The organism is Enterococcus innesii, from assembly GCF_022846515.1.
Lineage (GTDB): Bacteria > Bacillota > Bacilli > Lactobacillales > Enterococcaceae > Enterococcus_D > Enterococcus_D innesii.
Genome location: NZ_AP025635.1, coordinates 1,087,927 through 1,103,077, shown reverse-complemented (window position 1 = coordinate 1,103,077; position 15,151 = coordinate 1,087,927). Strand labels below are relative to the sequence as shown.

Annotated in this window: 12 protein-coding genes; 10 read left to right on the top strand and 2 right to left on the bottom strand. The window is 42.4% G+C overall.

Features of this window, described 5'->3' with window-relative positions; all coding sequences use genetic code 11:
* Positions 1 to 356 precede the first annotated feature (356 nt).
* The 8 genes from ENLAB_RS05020 to ENLAB_RS04985 all read left to right on the top strand — a co-directional run bounded on the left by ENLAB_RS05020 (position 357) and on the right by ENLAB_RS04985 (position 9,412).
* Positions 357 to 899, top strand: a complete 543-nt coding sequence (locus ENLAB_RS05020; RefSeq protein ID WP_015510239.1) for a helix-turn-helix domain-containing protein — start codon at positions 357 to 359, stop codon at positions 897 to 899.
* Positions 900 to 915: 16 nt separating this feature from the next.
* Positions 916 to 2,004: an ABC transporter ATP-binding protein gene (locus ENLAB_RS05015; protein WP_077451918.1), complete on the top strand. Its 1,089-nt coding sequence runs from the start codon at positions 916 to 918 to the stop codon at positions 2,002 to 2,004.
* 12 nt (positions 2,005 to 2,016) lie between these two features.
* Complete coding sequence (locus ENLAB_RS05010) at positions 2,017 to 2,826, top strand: ABC transporter permease (protein ID WP_005234157.1); 810 nt, start codon at positions 2,017 to 2,019, stop codon at positions 2,824 to 2,826.
* Positions 2,823 to 3,659 (top strand): ABC transporter permease, encoded by an 837-nt coding sequence (locus tag ENLAB_RS05005; protein WP_005228535.1) that lies wholly within the window; start codon positions 2,823 to 2,825, stop codon positions 3,657 to 3,659. Before ENLAB_RS05010 ends, ENLAB_RS05005 begins: the two co-directional genes overlap by 4 nt.
* The gene (locus tag ENLAB_RS05000; RefSeq protein WP_074933293.1) at positions 3,656 to 4,729 is read left to right on the top strand and encodes an ABC transporter substrate-binding protein; all 1,074 of its coding nucleotides are present in this window, start codon (positions 3,656 to 3,658) and stop codon (positions 4,727 to 4,729) included. The genes ENLAB_RS05005 and ENLAB_RS05000 overlap by 4 nt, the downstream gene beginning before the upstream one ends.
* A 444-nt stretch (positions 4,730 to 5,173) precedes the next feature.
* Positions 5,174 to 6,931 carry a 1-deoxy-D-xylulose-5-phosphate synthase gene (locus ENLAB_RS04995; protein ID WP_096741607.1) on the top strand — a complete coding sequence of 586 codons (1,758 nt, stop codon included), beginning with the start codon at positions 5,174 to 5,176 and terminating at the stop codon, positions 6,929 to 6,931.
* Positions 6,932 to 7,217: 286 nt separating this feature from the next.
* The gene (locus tag ENLAB_RS04990) at positions 7,218 to 8,396 is read left to right on the top strand and encodes an MFS transporter (RefSeq protein ID WP_081117559.1); all 1,179 of its coding nucleotides are present in this window, start codon (positions 7,218 to 7,220) and stop codon (positions 8,394 to 8,396) included.
* Positions 8,397 to 8,524: 128 nt separating this feature from the next.
* Entirely contained in the window at positions 8,525 to 9,412 is an 888-nt protein-coding gene (locus ENLAB_RS04985) for a MurR/RpiR family transcriptional regulator (RefSeq protein WP_081117558.1), read from the top strand.
* Between the two features lie 35 nt (positions 9,413 to 9,447).
* On the opposite strand, the gene ENLAB_RS04980 is transcribed toward ENLAB_RS04985, so the two are convergent.
* Positions 9,448 to 10,269: an MBL fold metallo-hydrolase gene (locus ENLAB_RS04980; RefSeq protein ID WP_081117557.1), complete on the bottom strand. Its 822-nt coding sequence runs from the start codon at positions 10,267 to 10,269 to the stop codon at positions 9,448 to 9,450.
* Between the two features lie 471 nt (positions 10,270 to 10,740).
* Between ENLAB_RS04980 and ENLAB_RS04975 the strand changes: the two genes are divergently transcribed.
* Both ENLAB_RS04975 and ENLAB_RS04970 read left to right on the top strand, forming a co-directional pair.
* Positions 10,741 to 12,597, top strand: coding sequence for a beta-glucoside-specific PTS transporter subunit IIABC (locus ENLAB_RS04975; RefSeq protein WP_244352901.1), 1,857 nt, complete (start codon positions 10,741 to 10,743; stop codon positions 12,595 to 12,597).
* 11 nt (positions 12,598 to 12,608) lie between these two features.
* Positions 12,609 to 14,033, top strand: a complete 1,425-nt coding sequence (locus ENLAB_RS04970) for a 6-phospho-beta-glucosidase (RefSeq protein ID WP_244352899.1) — start codon at positions 12,609 to 12,611, stop codon at positions 14,031 to 14,033.
* 124 nt (positions 14,034 to 14,157) lie between these two features.
* On the opposite strand, the gene ENLAB_RS04965 is transcribed toward ENLAB_RS04970, so the two are convergent.
* Entirely contained in the window at positions 14,158 to 15,042 is an 885-nt protein-coding gene (locus ENLAB_RS04965) for an AraC family transcriptional regulator (RefSeq protein ID WP_008380738.1), read from the bottom strand.
* Positions 15,043 to 15,151 lie beyond the last annotated feature (109 nt).

The window sequence follows — 15,151 nt, the reverse complement described above, 5'->3', positions numbered from 1 at the left end:
AATACCATAAGTTTTATTTTTTTAACCAGTGAAGCAAGAAAAGGCAGGGCTTCTTATCAAAAAATCAGTAAAAACAGATCATTATTAAATCTACCTTTTCTTCGTTAAAATAGAAGTTGTTCTTTTAAACCTGTGAAAAGCGAAAATGACGGGATCGCCAATCCTTTCCTTTATAGCATAAGCGTTTAGCGTCACTCCTTTTTTTGATCAGTAAGAAAAGAATTCAAAGAAATGCAGAAAAAAGGCTTGTGTTTTTTGCAATTATTTGTATACTAGAAAAAGTGAAATTAAACATGAAGTTTACTTATAGCAAACTTTTTTTACTTGCAGTTGTGTCAATAAAAGGGGGAATGAACATGGAGATTGGCGAGAAGCTGCGCAATTTGCGCGTTCAAAAGAATTTGACCCAAGAAGAATTAGGCGAGCGGACCGATTTGACGAAAGGCTATATCTCACAGTTGGAACGTGATTTGAGTTCGCCTTCTATGGAAACTTTTTTTACGATCTTAGAAGTTTTAGGCGTGACACCAGAGGAATTTTTCCGAGAAGAAAATGCGCAGCATCAAGTGGTTTATCGCGAAGAAGACAGCACGCTTTATTATGATGAAGAAAATGGATATGAATTGAAGTGGCTGATTCCCGATTCCAATGAAAAAGAAATGGAGCCCGTCTTGCTGACTTTTGATAAAGCGGGCGAATACAAGACCTTTGAACCATCGTTAGCAGAAACATTTATCTATGTCTTAGAGGGCAGTGTGGCGTTAACACTTGGAGAAACGCAGTACAAGGCTCGTAAAGGCCAATCGATTTATTATCAGGCGACTGAGCCGCATCAATTAAAAAATATCGCCGGCAAAAAAAGCCGTGTGCTCGTAGTCGTGACGGATTCTTATTTATAGTACAGGAGGAAAGAGTGTGGGAAAAACAATAATTTCATTCAACAATGTGGTGAAGCGATTTGATGATGATGAAACAGTTTTGAAAAAAGTGAGTTTTGATATTGAAGAAGGTCGCTTTTATACATTGTTAGGTCCTTCAGGTTGTGGAAAAACAACTATTTTACGTATCATTGCGGGTTTTTCGGACGCAACAGAAGGCGACGTTTATTTTGATGGACAAAGAATCAATGACGTTCCTGCCAATCAACGGCAAGTGAATACTGTCTTTCAAGATTATGCCTTATTCCCACATATGAACGTTTTTGAAAATGTGGCATTTGGTCTGCGAATCAAAAAATTACCAAAAGATGAAGTGAATAGAAAAGTCTTAGAAGCGTTACGGTTAGTACAACTTCCTGGTTACGAGAATCGTGAAATCAGCGAAATGTCAGGAGGTCAACGCCAACGGGTCGCAATCGCACGAGCGATCGTCAATGAACCCAAAGTATTGCTTCTTGATGAACCATTGTCCGCATTGGACTTGAAATTGCGAACTGACATGCAATACGAGCTGCGGGAATTGCAGCAGCGACTAGGCATCACCTTTATTTTTGTCACCCATGACCAAGAAGAAGCGTTGGCCATGAGTGATGAGATTTTCGTTATGAACAAAGGGAAGATCGTCCAAAGCGGCACACCAGTGGATATCTACGATGAACCAATCAACCATTTCGTGGCGGATTTTGTCGGTGAAAGCAACATCGTCACAGGCACGATGATCGAAGACAACTTAGTGGAGTTTGTCGGCAAGCAATTTGAATGTGTCGATGGCGGGATGCGGCCGAATGAAGCCGTTGAGATCGTGATCCGTCCAGAAGATTTGAATTTGACGACGGCGGAAAATGGCAAGCTGGTCGTTGAAGTAGACACGCAATTGTTCCGAGGCGTGCATTACGAAATCATTTGTTATGACGAACAAGGCAACGAATGGATGGTTCACTCTACAAGAAAAGCTACTGAAGGAAGCAAGATCGGGCTTTCCTTTGAACCAGAAGATATCCACGTCATGCGTTTCAATGAGTCCGAAGAAGATTTTGATGCTCGTTTAGAGAGCTACGAAGATTAGGAGGGAAAGCTAATGACGAAAATGCGTCGTTTTTATGCGATACCCTATGTCTTTTGGTTATTGCTATTTGTTATTGCACCAGTCTTATTGATCATCTACCAATCCTTTTTTGATATGAACGGCAACTTTTCGCTGGTCAATTATCAAAGCTACTTAGGTTCTGGCAAATATTTGATCATGACCTTAAACTCGGTTTGGTATGCCTTTTTGATCACTTTGATTACCTTAGTGATCAGCTACCCGACAGCCTACTTCTTAACTAAGCTACGTCACAAAGACTTGTGGCTGCTGCTGATCATCTTACCGACGTGGGTCAACTTATTGTTAAAAGCCTATGCGTTTATTGGGATTTTCGGCATTCATGGCAGTGTCAACAACTTCCTAGAAATCATGGGTGTTGGACCAAAGCAGATTTTGTTTACCGACTTCAGCTTTTTGACGGTTGCCGTCTATATCGAACTACCCTTTATGATCATGCCGATTTTTAATGCCTTAGAAGAAATGAATCCCTCTTTGATCAGTGCCAGTCGCGATTTAGGGGCAAACAGCTATGATACGTTTCGACGAGTGATTTTCCCTCTGTCGTTAAACGGTGTGAAAAGCGGCGTCCAAGCCGTCTTCATTCCGTCGCTCTCCCTCTTCATGTTGACCCGTTTGATTGGGGGCAATCGCGTGATCACGCTTGGTACGGCGATCGAGCAGCATTTTCTCGTTACCCAAAACTGGGGCATGGGGTCGACCATCGGCGTCATTTTGATCATCGCCATGTTCCTCGTGATGTTGTTTACGGGAGAAAAGAAAAAAGGAGGGCAACGTAAATGAAAAAATTTCGCTGGTCGAATCTTTATCTGATCGTCGTCTTTATTCTTTTGTACGTGCCGATCTTTTATTTGATTTTCTATTCCTTCAATGAAGGAGGCACCATGAATGCTTTTACGGGTTTCACTTTTGAACATTACCAATCCGTCTTTCAAGATACCCGCTTGATGATCATCGTGTTGAACACCTTTATGCTGGCATTTTTATCAGCATTACTGGCAACGATCATCGGCACATTTGGTGCGATGGGCATCTACTATACCCGCAAACGTCGAACGAGAACGGCATTGTTGAGTTTAAATAATATTTTGTTGGTTTCACCAGATGTCATCATTGGTGCCAGCTTCTTGATTTTCTTTACGATGATCGGCAACTTGTTCCGTGGGTTTAGCTTAGGCTTTTTCAGCGTATTGCTTTCGCATATCGCCTTTAGTATCCCGATCGTGGTCTTGATGGTCTTGCCGAAATTGCAAGAGATGAACGATTCAATGATCGATGCTGCCCGTGATTTAGGCGCGAATAATTTTCAAGTCATTAAAAATATCATTTTGCCTTTCTTGACACCGGGCATCATCGCCGGCTATTTCATGGCATTTACTTATTCACTCGATGATTTTGCCGTGACATTCTTTGTGACAGGCAATGGCTTTAGTACCTTATCGGTAGAGATCTATTCTAGAGCACGTCAAGGAATCAGTTTAGAAATCAATGCATTAAGTACACTTGTCTTCTTATTCTCCATGATCCTGGTGGTAGGCTATTACTTTATCAGTAAAGAAAACGGCGCGAAGAAATTGCGTAAAAACCGCCGTGTGGAGGTGGCAAATCTGCGATGAAACGACTACAATCTCTGATTATCGGTATTGTTGCGATCGTCCTGATCTTGCTCTTTGGTGTCCGTGAATTGGAACGCTCCTCTGGTATGGCAGGCGCTGAGGTCGTCAACATCTACAACTGGGGCGACTACATCGACCCTGATTTGATCAGTAAGTTTGAAGAAGAGACAGGCTACAAAGTCAATTATGAAACCTTTGATTCAAATGAAGCGATGTTCACGAAGATCCAACAAGGCGGTACGTCTTATGACATCGCCATACCGAGTGAATACATGATTGAGAAAATGATGGAACAAAATCTTTTAAAACCATTGGATCACAGTAAAATCAAAGGGTTAGACAATATCGACCCTCGCTTTTTAGACTTGAGTTTTGATCCTGGCAATCAATATTCGATCCCTTATTTCTGGGGAACACTGGGGATCGTCTATAACGATAAATTCTTTGATGAAGGTGAGATCACCCAATGGGACGATCTTTGGAAACCCGAATTAGCAAATAGCATCATGCTGATCGATGGCGCGCGTGAAGTAATGGGATTAGGTTTGGACAGCTTAGGCTATTCTCTAAACAGCAAAGACGACGATCAGCTGCAAGAGGCATTCAATAAGCTGCGGACAATGACTCCAAACATCAAAGCCATCGTCGCAGATGAAATCAAGATGTACATGGCCAATGAAGAAGCATCGGTTGCGGTTACATTTTCTGGGGAAGCAGCCGACATGATGTACGAAAATGAGCACATTCATTACGTGATCCCTTCGGAAGGCTCCAACCTGTGGTTCGATAACATGGTCATTCCTAAGACCTCACAAAACGAAGCCGGCGCTTATGCATTCTTGAACTTTATGCTGGAACCCGAGAACGCTGCACAAAACGCAGAATACATCGGCTATTCCACACCAAACCAAGCAGCCATGGCATTACTGCCAGACGAGATCACCGAAGACGAACAATTCTACCCATCCGATGAATTGATGGAACACCTCGAAGTCTATGAAAACTTAGGTGCTGAGTATCTGGGCATCTATAATGATTTGTTCTTGGAATTGAAGATGTATCGGAAGTAAGCAAACTGCCATTAAGCAGGGAATGGATCCTGTTTAATGGCAGTTTTTTATAATTTACTATGACATATCAAATGAACCTCTAGGAATATGTATTAGAAAAGAAAATTTATAGAGAATAAACCTGCAATTGTTTCAATAATTAGGAAAAATCAACCTCGTTTTGTTCAAAATGTTTCAAAAACCACTTGACCTAAAGTTAACTCTAGGTGGTATCTTTTTAGATAAAAGAAATGAGCAGCGATTGTTGAAACTCAGAAAAATCACGATTTCCCTTTAGGAGATAACTTGCTATTTCTCGGTTTGATAGGAATTCTAAAAAGAGCGTCTAGCTCCGATTGCCGCTTTTTTTCATTCTAGAAAACGATCCACTCATTTCGACTTCGTGTCTTTTTCCTTGTGAGTAAACACACGAACCATTCAAACATTTCTACAGGAGGTACGTACATGTTATTAGAAAAAATCAAAAGCCCCAAAGAGTTAAAAGAATTGACCAGTGGGCAACTTCAAGAACTGGTAGTAGAAGCACGAACTGCTTTATTGGAAAAAATCAGTCACCATGGGGGGCATAATGGCCCCAATCTGGGGATGGTTGAGATGACGATCGCGTTGCATAAAGTCTTTGATTCTCCCACAGATAAGCTGATTTTTGATGTGTCTCATCAGACCTATATCCATAAAATGTTGACGGGACGCGCCCATGCCTTTCTTGATGCTGCGCAGTATGATGCGGTTTCTGGTTACACGAATCCGAAAGAAAGCGAGCACGATCTCTTTACGGTCGGTCATACCTCCACCTCAGTTTCGTTAGCAAATGGTGTGGCGAAAGCCCGTGACCTAAAAAATGAAACGTATAATGTCGTTGCCGTGATTGGCGATGGTTCTCTATCAGGTGGCTTAGCGTTTGAAGGCTTGAACAATATCGTGGAATTAGGCACCAATACTATCGTGATCCTCAACGACAATGACCAATCGATTGCAGAAAACCATGGAGGGATGTACCAGAATTTGCGGGCATTGCGGGAAACCAAGGGGCAAGCAGCAGACAATCTGTTCAAAGCGATTGGTTTTGAGTACCATTATTTAGATGAAGGAAATGACCTCGCTGCATTGATCGCTTTATTTGAAAAAGTGAAAGATGTTGATCATCCTGTTTTATTACACATTCATACGATCAAAGGCAAAGGCTTCAAGTTTGCGGAAGAAAATCGTGAAAAGTTTCATGCAGGCGGTCCCTTTAGTTTAGAAACCGGCGAATATATTTCTGCTGGCGGCAATCAAGTAACCTACAACAGCTTAACGACGGATTATTTATTAGAAAAAATGGCGACAGATCCTAAAGTCGTGGCAGTAAACGCTGGTACACCGATGCTGCTTTTTTCTCCGGAACAAAGAGAAAAAGCAGGCAAACAATTTGTAGATGTGGGTATTGCAGAAGAACATGCGGTATCGATGGTTGCTGGGTTAGCAAAAAATGGAGCAAAACCTGTCTGGGCCGTTTTTTCTACCTTTATGCAACGTAGTTTTGATCAAATTTCCCATGATTTGTCCTTAAATCATCTGCCTGGAACGATTTTGGTATATGGTGCATCGATTCACGGCATGAATGACGAGAGCCATTTGGGAATTTTTGATATTCCATTTTTGGCACATATTCCCAACCTTATTTATCTTGCGCCAACCTCTAAAGAAGAATATCTGGCAATGTTGGATTGGTCGCTGGAACAAACCAACGCACCAGTTGCGATCCGGGTACCGGTTGGACCTGTCAACGAAACGGCAGTAGCAGTCTCTACTGACTATAGCGATCAAAAAAATGAAGTGACTCAAGCTGGCACGCAGGTAGCCATCGTCGGTGTTGGGAACTTTTATGCGCTAGCGGAAGAGATCGCAGATCAATTGAAGATGCAACATGGAATTACGCCAACGGTGATCAATCCTAAGTTTATTTCAGGGGTCGACAAAGAGTTGTTGGATGCTGTGGCACGATCGCACAAACTCGTTGTCACGTTGGAAGATGGTATACGAGAGGGTGGCTATGGACAAATGATTGCCAGCTACCTGGGTGATCGTGAGATTGCCGTCAAAAACTATGGCTTAGAAAAGAAATTTTATGATAATTACCGGGCAGCAGACGTTTTATCTGAACTTGGTATCACTGCTGAGGAAATTACGAAAGATGTCATAGAACAGCTGCAGAAATAAGTTCTCTTAGGGTGTCTTGTGTAGCTGATATGATTGTTAAAAAATGAATGATCGAAGGAAACCTTGCAGAAAAACAGACTGCAAGGTTTTTTCGCAAACAATCGGTGATGATTTGCAGCAAAATACAGAAGACCAATGCTTTTCAAGCATAAAGCCCAAGCGCGTTAAGCATTGGTCAACGAGGATAATCTAGCGAATAATAAGGTAGTGAAAGGATCACTTGTCATCTTGGACTATTGGGTTCAGAGACAAGGAAGAAAAGGTGTTTTTAAGGAAAGGGGTATTTATGAAATTTTTTTCTATGAAGTTGTTGGCACTGTTGTCGGTGGCAATGGTCGTCTATTCGGCACCGGCGATTTCTGCCAATGTCCCAGCGATTGCGGCAAGCTTTCCAGAAGTTGATGCGGTCTACATTGGGTTACTGACCACGATTCCGTCATTGTTTCTTTTGCTGGGGATTTTTACTACTAGCATGATCGAAAAAAGGATCGGCAAAAAATACACGATGGTCACCGGATTGGTCATTGTGGCGATTTTTGGCACGCTGCCGGCATGGTATCAGGGGAGCTTTCCCGTCTTGTTTCTTTCTCGAGGGATTCTTGGCTTCGGGATCGGCTTATTCAATCGTTTGGCGATTCAAATGATTAGTTTGCTGTTTCAAAATGAGCCGCAAAAGAAAGCCAAAGCTCTTGGATTAGAAAGTGCCGTCGGTGGTTTAGGTGGTATCTTTATGACTTTGCTCGTAGGACAGCTAGTGAAGATTAGTTGGGAAATGTCCTTCTTGGTTTATGGCTTTGCCCTGATCAGTCTCTTCTTTGTCCAGCTATTTATTCCCAACGAAACACAGGCTGTGACTAATGAGACGTTATTGGCGAACGTCACGGTTTCAAAAGAACGGAAACAGCGATCATTCGTTTTGGGTGTGCTCTTGTTTCTAATCGTTGTCTTGTTTATCAATTACAATTTACAGATCACACCGTTGTTGTTGGAAAAAGGAATCGGGGACGCCACCGAAGGCAGTAACATGATTGCCGCCATTGCGACGGGGGCATTTATCGCCGGCAATGCCTTTGGCTTGATATACAGTCGCTTACATCGCTGGTTGCTGCCCATTGCGGCATTGCTTGCAGGAAGCAGCATCTATTTGACCTATCCCTTGCAGACGGTGGGGCTGCTCTTGGGTTGTTCTTTACTACTAGGCTTTGCCTTTCGCAGCATCATGCCTTTTTTCACCCACTTGCTGACGACTGGTGGTGAAGCGGAAGCTAAGTTTGGCACGATCGTCTCGATCGTTGCTTACAATTTAGGAGTCACGTTAGCACCTTATGCATCACGCTTGCTGATACTAGTCAGCGGCAATGAAACAGCAGGGATGCAGATGATTCTATCTGGGGGCTTGTTGTGCTTGATTGGTGTCCTAGCTTTTTTGGGAAATAAATACTTTCTGTATTTTGAACGAGGATAGGCGAAAGCTAGCTTGATCCTCGTTTTTCCATCTTCATTTCATCCTTCTCATCGCTTATAATAAAAAGAAACAATGATGAGTTGAGCGTACTAGACAAACTGCCGGCGTCAATCAGAGGGGAGAACCAGATGTATCTTTTTCAAAAAATTGAAGAAGCAGCGTTTAAACAAAATGATGCGAGACGAACGATCGGTGACTTTTTATTAAGCAATCGAGAAAAAGTTAGTGAGTATAGCATGGAAGAAATCGCAAAACTGACCCATACTTCCAAGCCGACGCTGGTCCGTTTTGCAAAATATTTTGGCTTTTCTGGTTGGAAAGAATTTGTATATGCCTTCATGCACGAATTGGCTCATTTTGATGATGGGTCAGCAGCAATCGATGTGAACATTCCTTTTGATGAAGCTGCAGACACATTAGAAATCATTGAAAACTTGGCGAACTTGCGTATGCAAACGATTAAAGAAACAGTGGCACTTATGACCGTAAAAGACCTGAATCAAGCTGCGAGGCTCATCAATGGCGCTCAAACCATCGTCATCTATGGGCGTAGTCCAAATTCTTATTTCGGACAGCTGTTTAAACGCAACTTAAACACGATCCATAAAAAAGCCTTTCTTGCAGATGCGGATGAATCTGGCTTGATTTCTAATACGCTGACCCCACAGGATTGTGCCATTCTGATCTCTTATTCTGGTAATAATTCAGAAACGTATCCTATGAAAAATGTGAAAACATTGTTGAAAAATGGTGTGCCGATTATCAGTATTACGAGTGGTGGAGAGAACTATTTGCGGGACTATTCGACGATCGTCTTGACGATTGCTAGCCGAGAAAAACTGTATTCCAAAATCGGAAATTTTTCCACAGAAGAATCGATTCAGTTCCTTTTGACAGTTTTGTTTGCTAAGATTTTTTCCCTCGATTATCAGGAAAATATCCAGATGAAAATCACCAATGCTCGTTTTTTAGAGACGAGCCGAAAAACGACGTTTAAAGAGATGGCAGAAGAATAAAAGGACCGCACCGAATATGGTGTGGTCCTTTTTCCCTATCGTACATTGTTAGGAGTGGTTGATTTCAATTCGATTGGCTCACCGGCAGCGACAAGACGAATCCGCTTTGGATTGACGATCCGGTCGTACAAAGCTTCAGGATCCCCATTAAAGGCATCGATATGCGGAGCATCCACTGTTCCCCAATGGGAGAGGATCAATTCAGCATGCGGATAGGTGTTTGCCAGCTTGACGGCATTCTCAAAGCCGATGTGCCACGCGTTGTCGTTAAAGTCAAACAAGATCGCATCTGGCTGAGGCATCTCTAATTGCTCTGGTAAAAGACGAGAATCTCCAGGAATCCACAAGGAGCCATCAGGTGTATCGATCCAAAAGCCACAATAGTCCTCAATTTGGAAGACACGATCAAATTTTGTCGTTTCATTTTGCCAAAGGTGATACGCCTTTGTTAAAGAAATCGTCAAATTCTTCACGGTGAATGAATCATAGATATCGTGGCCTTGGGCAGCAACATGAAAGTGCTCTTGTATAAGTTCGGCGACATACTTGGGTCCATGAAAGCTGTCGGTAACAGAAACGAATTTGTCAATTGTCGGAATGCTGTAATGATCGTTATCCGAATGGGTGATCAATACCGCATCTAAGTGAGGAACTGCCGACGGTTTGATTGGCAGATCGATCAGTAACGGCAGGTCAAATCCTTCTAAGACCGGATCGACCATGATACAAGTACCCCGGCTGTTTAAAAGAATGCCGGAATTTCCTAACCATCGAATGATCGTTTGATCCGTTTTTTGAAAAGCTTTTTCGGTAAAGACAATCGTTTTTGGAGGAATTGCTTGTTTTTCGTTTGTCATTTTTTTTCGTTCCCTTCGGCTGTTTTTTTTAAATCCAACGCAGCATCGCCGTTCGTAACAGGCTATGCTGAATCTTTGTTCCATTATGAGGTGCTTCAACGGTTTGGGGGAAAGAAGCTGCAGTTCCAGTAATTTTAAGAGAGTATTGTGCCGCCTTTTTTTACATGATTATTCTACGGCGTGCGCTCATCGATTGTTTTTGATTGCCACAATTCAAAAGTGTCGCATTCATAGAGTAAATTATACCATTGTTTCTCCTGGCTTCGTCAAGGCAATGCGGGGGCTTTTCGTGGAATAAATTTCGAAAAAAGAGCGGTATTTAATGAAAAGATGAAATCCATTTCGTCTTTAAGAAAAAAGATTGGAACCGCTCTCTAAAAATGGTACATTGCTGGCAGAAAGAACAGTATGTTATACCGGTAAGCACATACAACATAGATTTTCTTTGAAATTTATCTAGGGGTGGAATGTATGAGTGAAAATTATCAATCATTAGCAAAAAAAATCGTCCAGTATCTGGGGGGACAAGAAAATATCACGGATGCCTATCATTGTCAAACACGATTACGCTTTAAAGTCAAAGATGAAAAGCGTATAGATGAAGGAGAATTAGAGGCACTCGATGGGGTTGCCAAATACATCAATAACGCAGGGGTACATCAAGTCGTGATTGGAACACATGTCAAAGATGTCTATGAAGAAGTCACAAAATTGGTTTCGCTTCAATCATCAGGGACGTCAGAGCCTGGGGAGAAAAAAGGACCGGCAGCTGCAGTGATCGATTTTGTGGCAGGAACGTTTCAACCAATTATTCCGGCATTGTCCGGTGCTGGAATGGTTAAGGCAGTTTTGGCTTTATTGATCGTCTTTGATGTGATCACCGCTGATTCGCAAACCTATTACATGCTGAATCTTTTTGCAGATGGTGTTTTCTTCTTCTTACCAATGATCCTTGCCTTCACTGTGGCACAAAAATTGCGATGCAATCCGATTTTAGCGGCTTCAGTGGCTGCTATGATGATGCATCCTAATTGGGGTGCCTTGGTCACAGCAGGCGAACCCGTTCACTTTTTTGGGGTTATTCCTTTTACATTAGCAAACTATACGGGATCAGTTATTCCGATCCTAATCGTGATTTTTTTCCAATCGTATGTCGAAAAGTTTTTGAACAAAGTGATTCCAAAATCAGTAGAACTGGTTTTTGTTCCAATGCTAACATTCTTGATAATGGGTACATTAGCCTTCTCGCTATTTGGACCGATCGGTAGTATCTTGGGTGGCTATTTGGCAACTTTCTTTACCTTCTTAAGTGTCCATGCTAGCTGGGTTCCAGCGGTTTTGATTGGGGGCTTTTTACCAATCATGGTGATGTTTGGTTTGCACAATGGGATTGCTCCTTTAGGGGTGATGCAAATGGCAGAACTTGGGTATGACAGTATTTTTGGTCCAGGGGCATTGGTCTCAAACATTGCTCAAGCAACCGCAGTAGCAGTTGTCGCATTGCGTACGAAAGAGAAAAAGACTAAGCAGTTGGCGGTATCAGGGGCGATCACTGCCTACATGGGGATTACTGAACCCGCTTTATATGGAATCAATTTACCAAAAAAATATCCGTTAGTTGCGGCAATGATCGGTGGGGCTTCTGGTGGTTTGTATGCTGGCTTGACCAATACGCATCGCTTTGCGACCGGTTCGTCTGGTCTCCCAGCAGTCTTACTATATATCGGTGATGATACGATGCGCTATTTTTGGAATATCATTATCGCATTGGTGATTGCAGCTGTGGTGAGTGCGGTCGTTACCTATGTCTTAAGCTTCAAATATGAAACAAAAGTGACAATTGATGTTCCAGATATGAAAGCAGTAGTCTTAGAAGATACCCTATTGATCAATCCTGTACCAGGAACCGTGATGCCAATGAATCAAGTCAAAGATGACGCATTTGCTTCTGAAGCACTCGGAAAAGGATTTGCGGTCGATGAACCCATCGGTGAAGTCATTGCGCCTTTTGATGGAAAAGTCGCTGCTGTATTTCCTACCAAACACGCGATTGGCTTGGTTTCAGACACGGGAATTGAATTGTTGATCCATGTCGGTTTAGACACAGTGGAACTAAATGGTCAGTATTTTGATGCGTTAGTAGAAGCAGAGCAAAAAGTTACAAAAGGGCAGCGACTGCTGACGTTCGATGTACAGCAGATAAAAGCTGCAGGATATGTCACACAAGTACCGATCATCGTTACCAATACACCACAATATACCGCAGTCGAACTTGTGAAGGAAGGATTGGTAGCTAAAGAAGAGGAAGTACTTGTAGTCAAAGTTTAGGAGGAAATAACATGGGATTATCAGATGATTTTTTATGGGGTGGTGCAACGGCTGCCAATCAAGCAGAAGGAGGCGTATTAGCAGGAGGACGTGGCTTATCAAATGTCGACCTCTTACCAACTGGTCCTGATCGCGCAAAGGTCGCTGCGGGTGAACTGGAAATGTTGGAATGGCAGGAATATTCTTTTTATCCAGCCCAAACGGCCATTGATATGTACCACCATTATATGGAAGATATTGCTCTTTTTGCCGAAATGGGTTTTAACGTGTATCGGATGTCACTTTCTTGGTCACGGATTTTTCCAAATGGCAATGACGAAGCGCCCAACGAAGAAGGACTGCTTTTTTATGAGAAAATCTTCAAAGAATTGAGAAAACATCAAATCGAGCCATTAGTCACGATTGCCCACTTCGATGTTCCGCTGCATTTGATCAAGGAATTTGGTGGCTGGAAAAATCGCCGACTCATTGATTTCTATGTGGCTTATGCGGAAACCGTCTTCCAACGCTATCGCGGGTTGGTCAAATATTGGCTGACGATCAATGAAATCAATATTTTGCTGCATCAGCCCTTTGTAGGTGGCGGGATCGTCTTTAAAGAAGGGGACAATCGTCAAGAAATCAAATACCAAGCAGCGCATCATCAGTTAGTCGCCAGTGCCTTAGCAACCCAAAAGGCTCATGAAATCGATCCGACCAATCAAGTTGGTTGTATGCTGGCTGGCGGCAGTCATTATCCTTATACTTGCCGACCTGAAGATTACCAAGAAGCAATCAATCGTGATCGCGAAGGGTATTTCTTTATCGATGTGCAAGCCCGAGGCAAATACCCCAATTATGCCTTGAAAAAATTTGAACGAGAAGACTTAACAATCAAAATAACACCTGAGGACGAGACGATTTTAGCGGCTTCTCCTGTTGATTTTGTCAGTTTTTCTTATTACTGTTCTCGAACGGTCAGTGCCCACCCAGAAGACTATGCGCAAGCGACGGGGAATCTCTTTCCATCAATTAAAAATGAACATCTACCATCGACTGAGTGGGGGTGGCAAATTGATCCGTTAGGACTGAGAAATTCATTGAATCAATTGTATGATCGCTATCAAAAACCGTTGTTTATCGTAGAAAATGGGTTAGGGGCGATCGATACCCCTGATGAGAATGGGTTTGTCGCAGACGATTATCGGATCGACTATTTAAAAAAACATATTCAAGCCTTTAAAGATGCGGTGACGATCGACGGCGTGGAACTACTTGGTTATACTACTTGGGGTTGTATTGATCTTGTAGCAGCCAGCACCGGTCAAATGAGTAAACGCTACGGCTTTATCTATGTGGATCGAGACGATCAAGGCAACGGCACCTTGAAACGAACCAAGAAAAAATCCTTTGAGTGGTATAAAAAAGTGATCGCTTCAAATGGGGAAGTTTTATAATATACAAAAAGAATGACACGAGAAAATGTGTCATTCTTTTTGTATTGTGTCATGTAATTTCAGGATAGAGAAGCAGGAACTCTTTTTTTACACGAGCCAATGGTGGACGCTTTGCAACGGCTTGCTATTTTTTCCCTGCAAAATGCGTAAAACGAACAAACTGATTTTGGGCTTCTTCTTGTAAAAACTCTTTTGGTGTCAGTTGAAATTCTTGTTTGAAGCAGCGTAAAAAATGGGTATAGGAGTTGAAGCCGCAAGCTTCGAAGGTGGCGGTGGCGCTTCTGGTTTTACGTAAAATTTCTTTGCTCTTTAAGAGTCGTTTCTTGACGACATAGGCATGAAAGGCGACGCCAGTTTCTTTTTTGAAAGTCCTTGAAAGCGAGTATGGGCTCATGAAAAGGGCTTTGGCGACGGTCTCTAAGGAGAGATCAGCGGTCAAATGCTGATTGATATAGGTAATGGCAGCCAAAATGTCTTTATTTTTATAGAGTGAGTCGGATAAAAACAGCGGTTCTTTTTCCTGATAGGCAATCGTATTGATGGAAATCAAAAACGCGATCAAATGATTTTGATAAAGTAAGTCGGTGCCATAATTGCTATCCGTTTTTTTGCGCAAAGGTCGCAATAGCTGGTCTAGTTGGTCGGCATCGATCGATAAAATACGACTGTTGATGCCGCCGTTGCTACGAAAACAGGCAGTGAGATCTGTTTGGGTAGTGGAGAGGGCAGCGAGATAACTAGGATTGATATACAGGTAGGTTCGCTCGAAAAAATCAGAAGTTTGATGGACGATTCGATGCAAGACATTCGGAGGAATCAAGATGATCGTACCAGGTTCTAGAGGGAATTCTCCGCCATCGATAAAGAAGACCGCTGATCCTTTTAAGGTACAGTGAATCTCATAAAAACTATGGTAATGATAAAGGGTATTGTTTTCTTCTACGATGTCTTTGATATGAAAGGCCTCAAAGCGATCGTTGATCATCGTGTCCGCACTTTGCTTCTCCATGATTGGCTCCTTTCGTGCTCGTTTGATTTTATCATACAAGAATAGATAGTAAAGTGTCAATAACTGCTATTTTCGTGTAAATGTAAGCGTGTTACGATCAATCTATCAA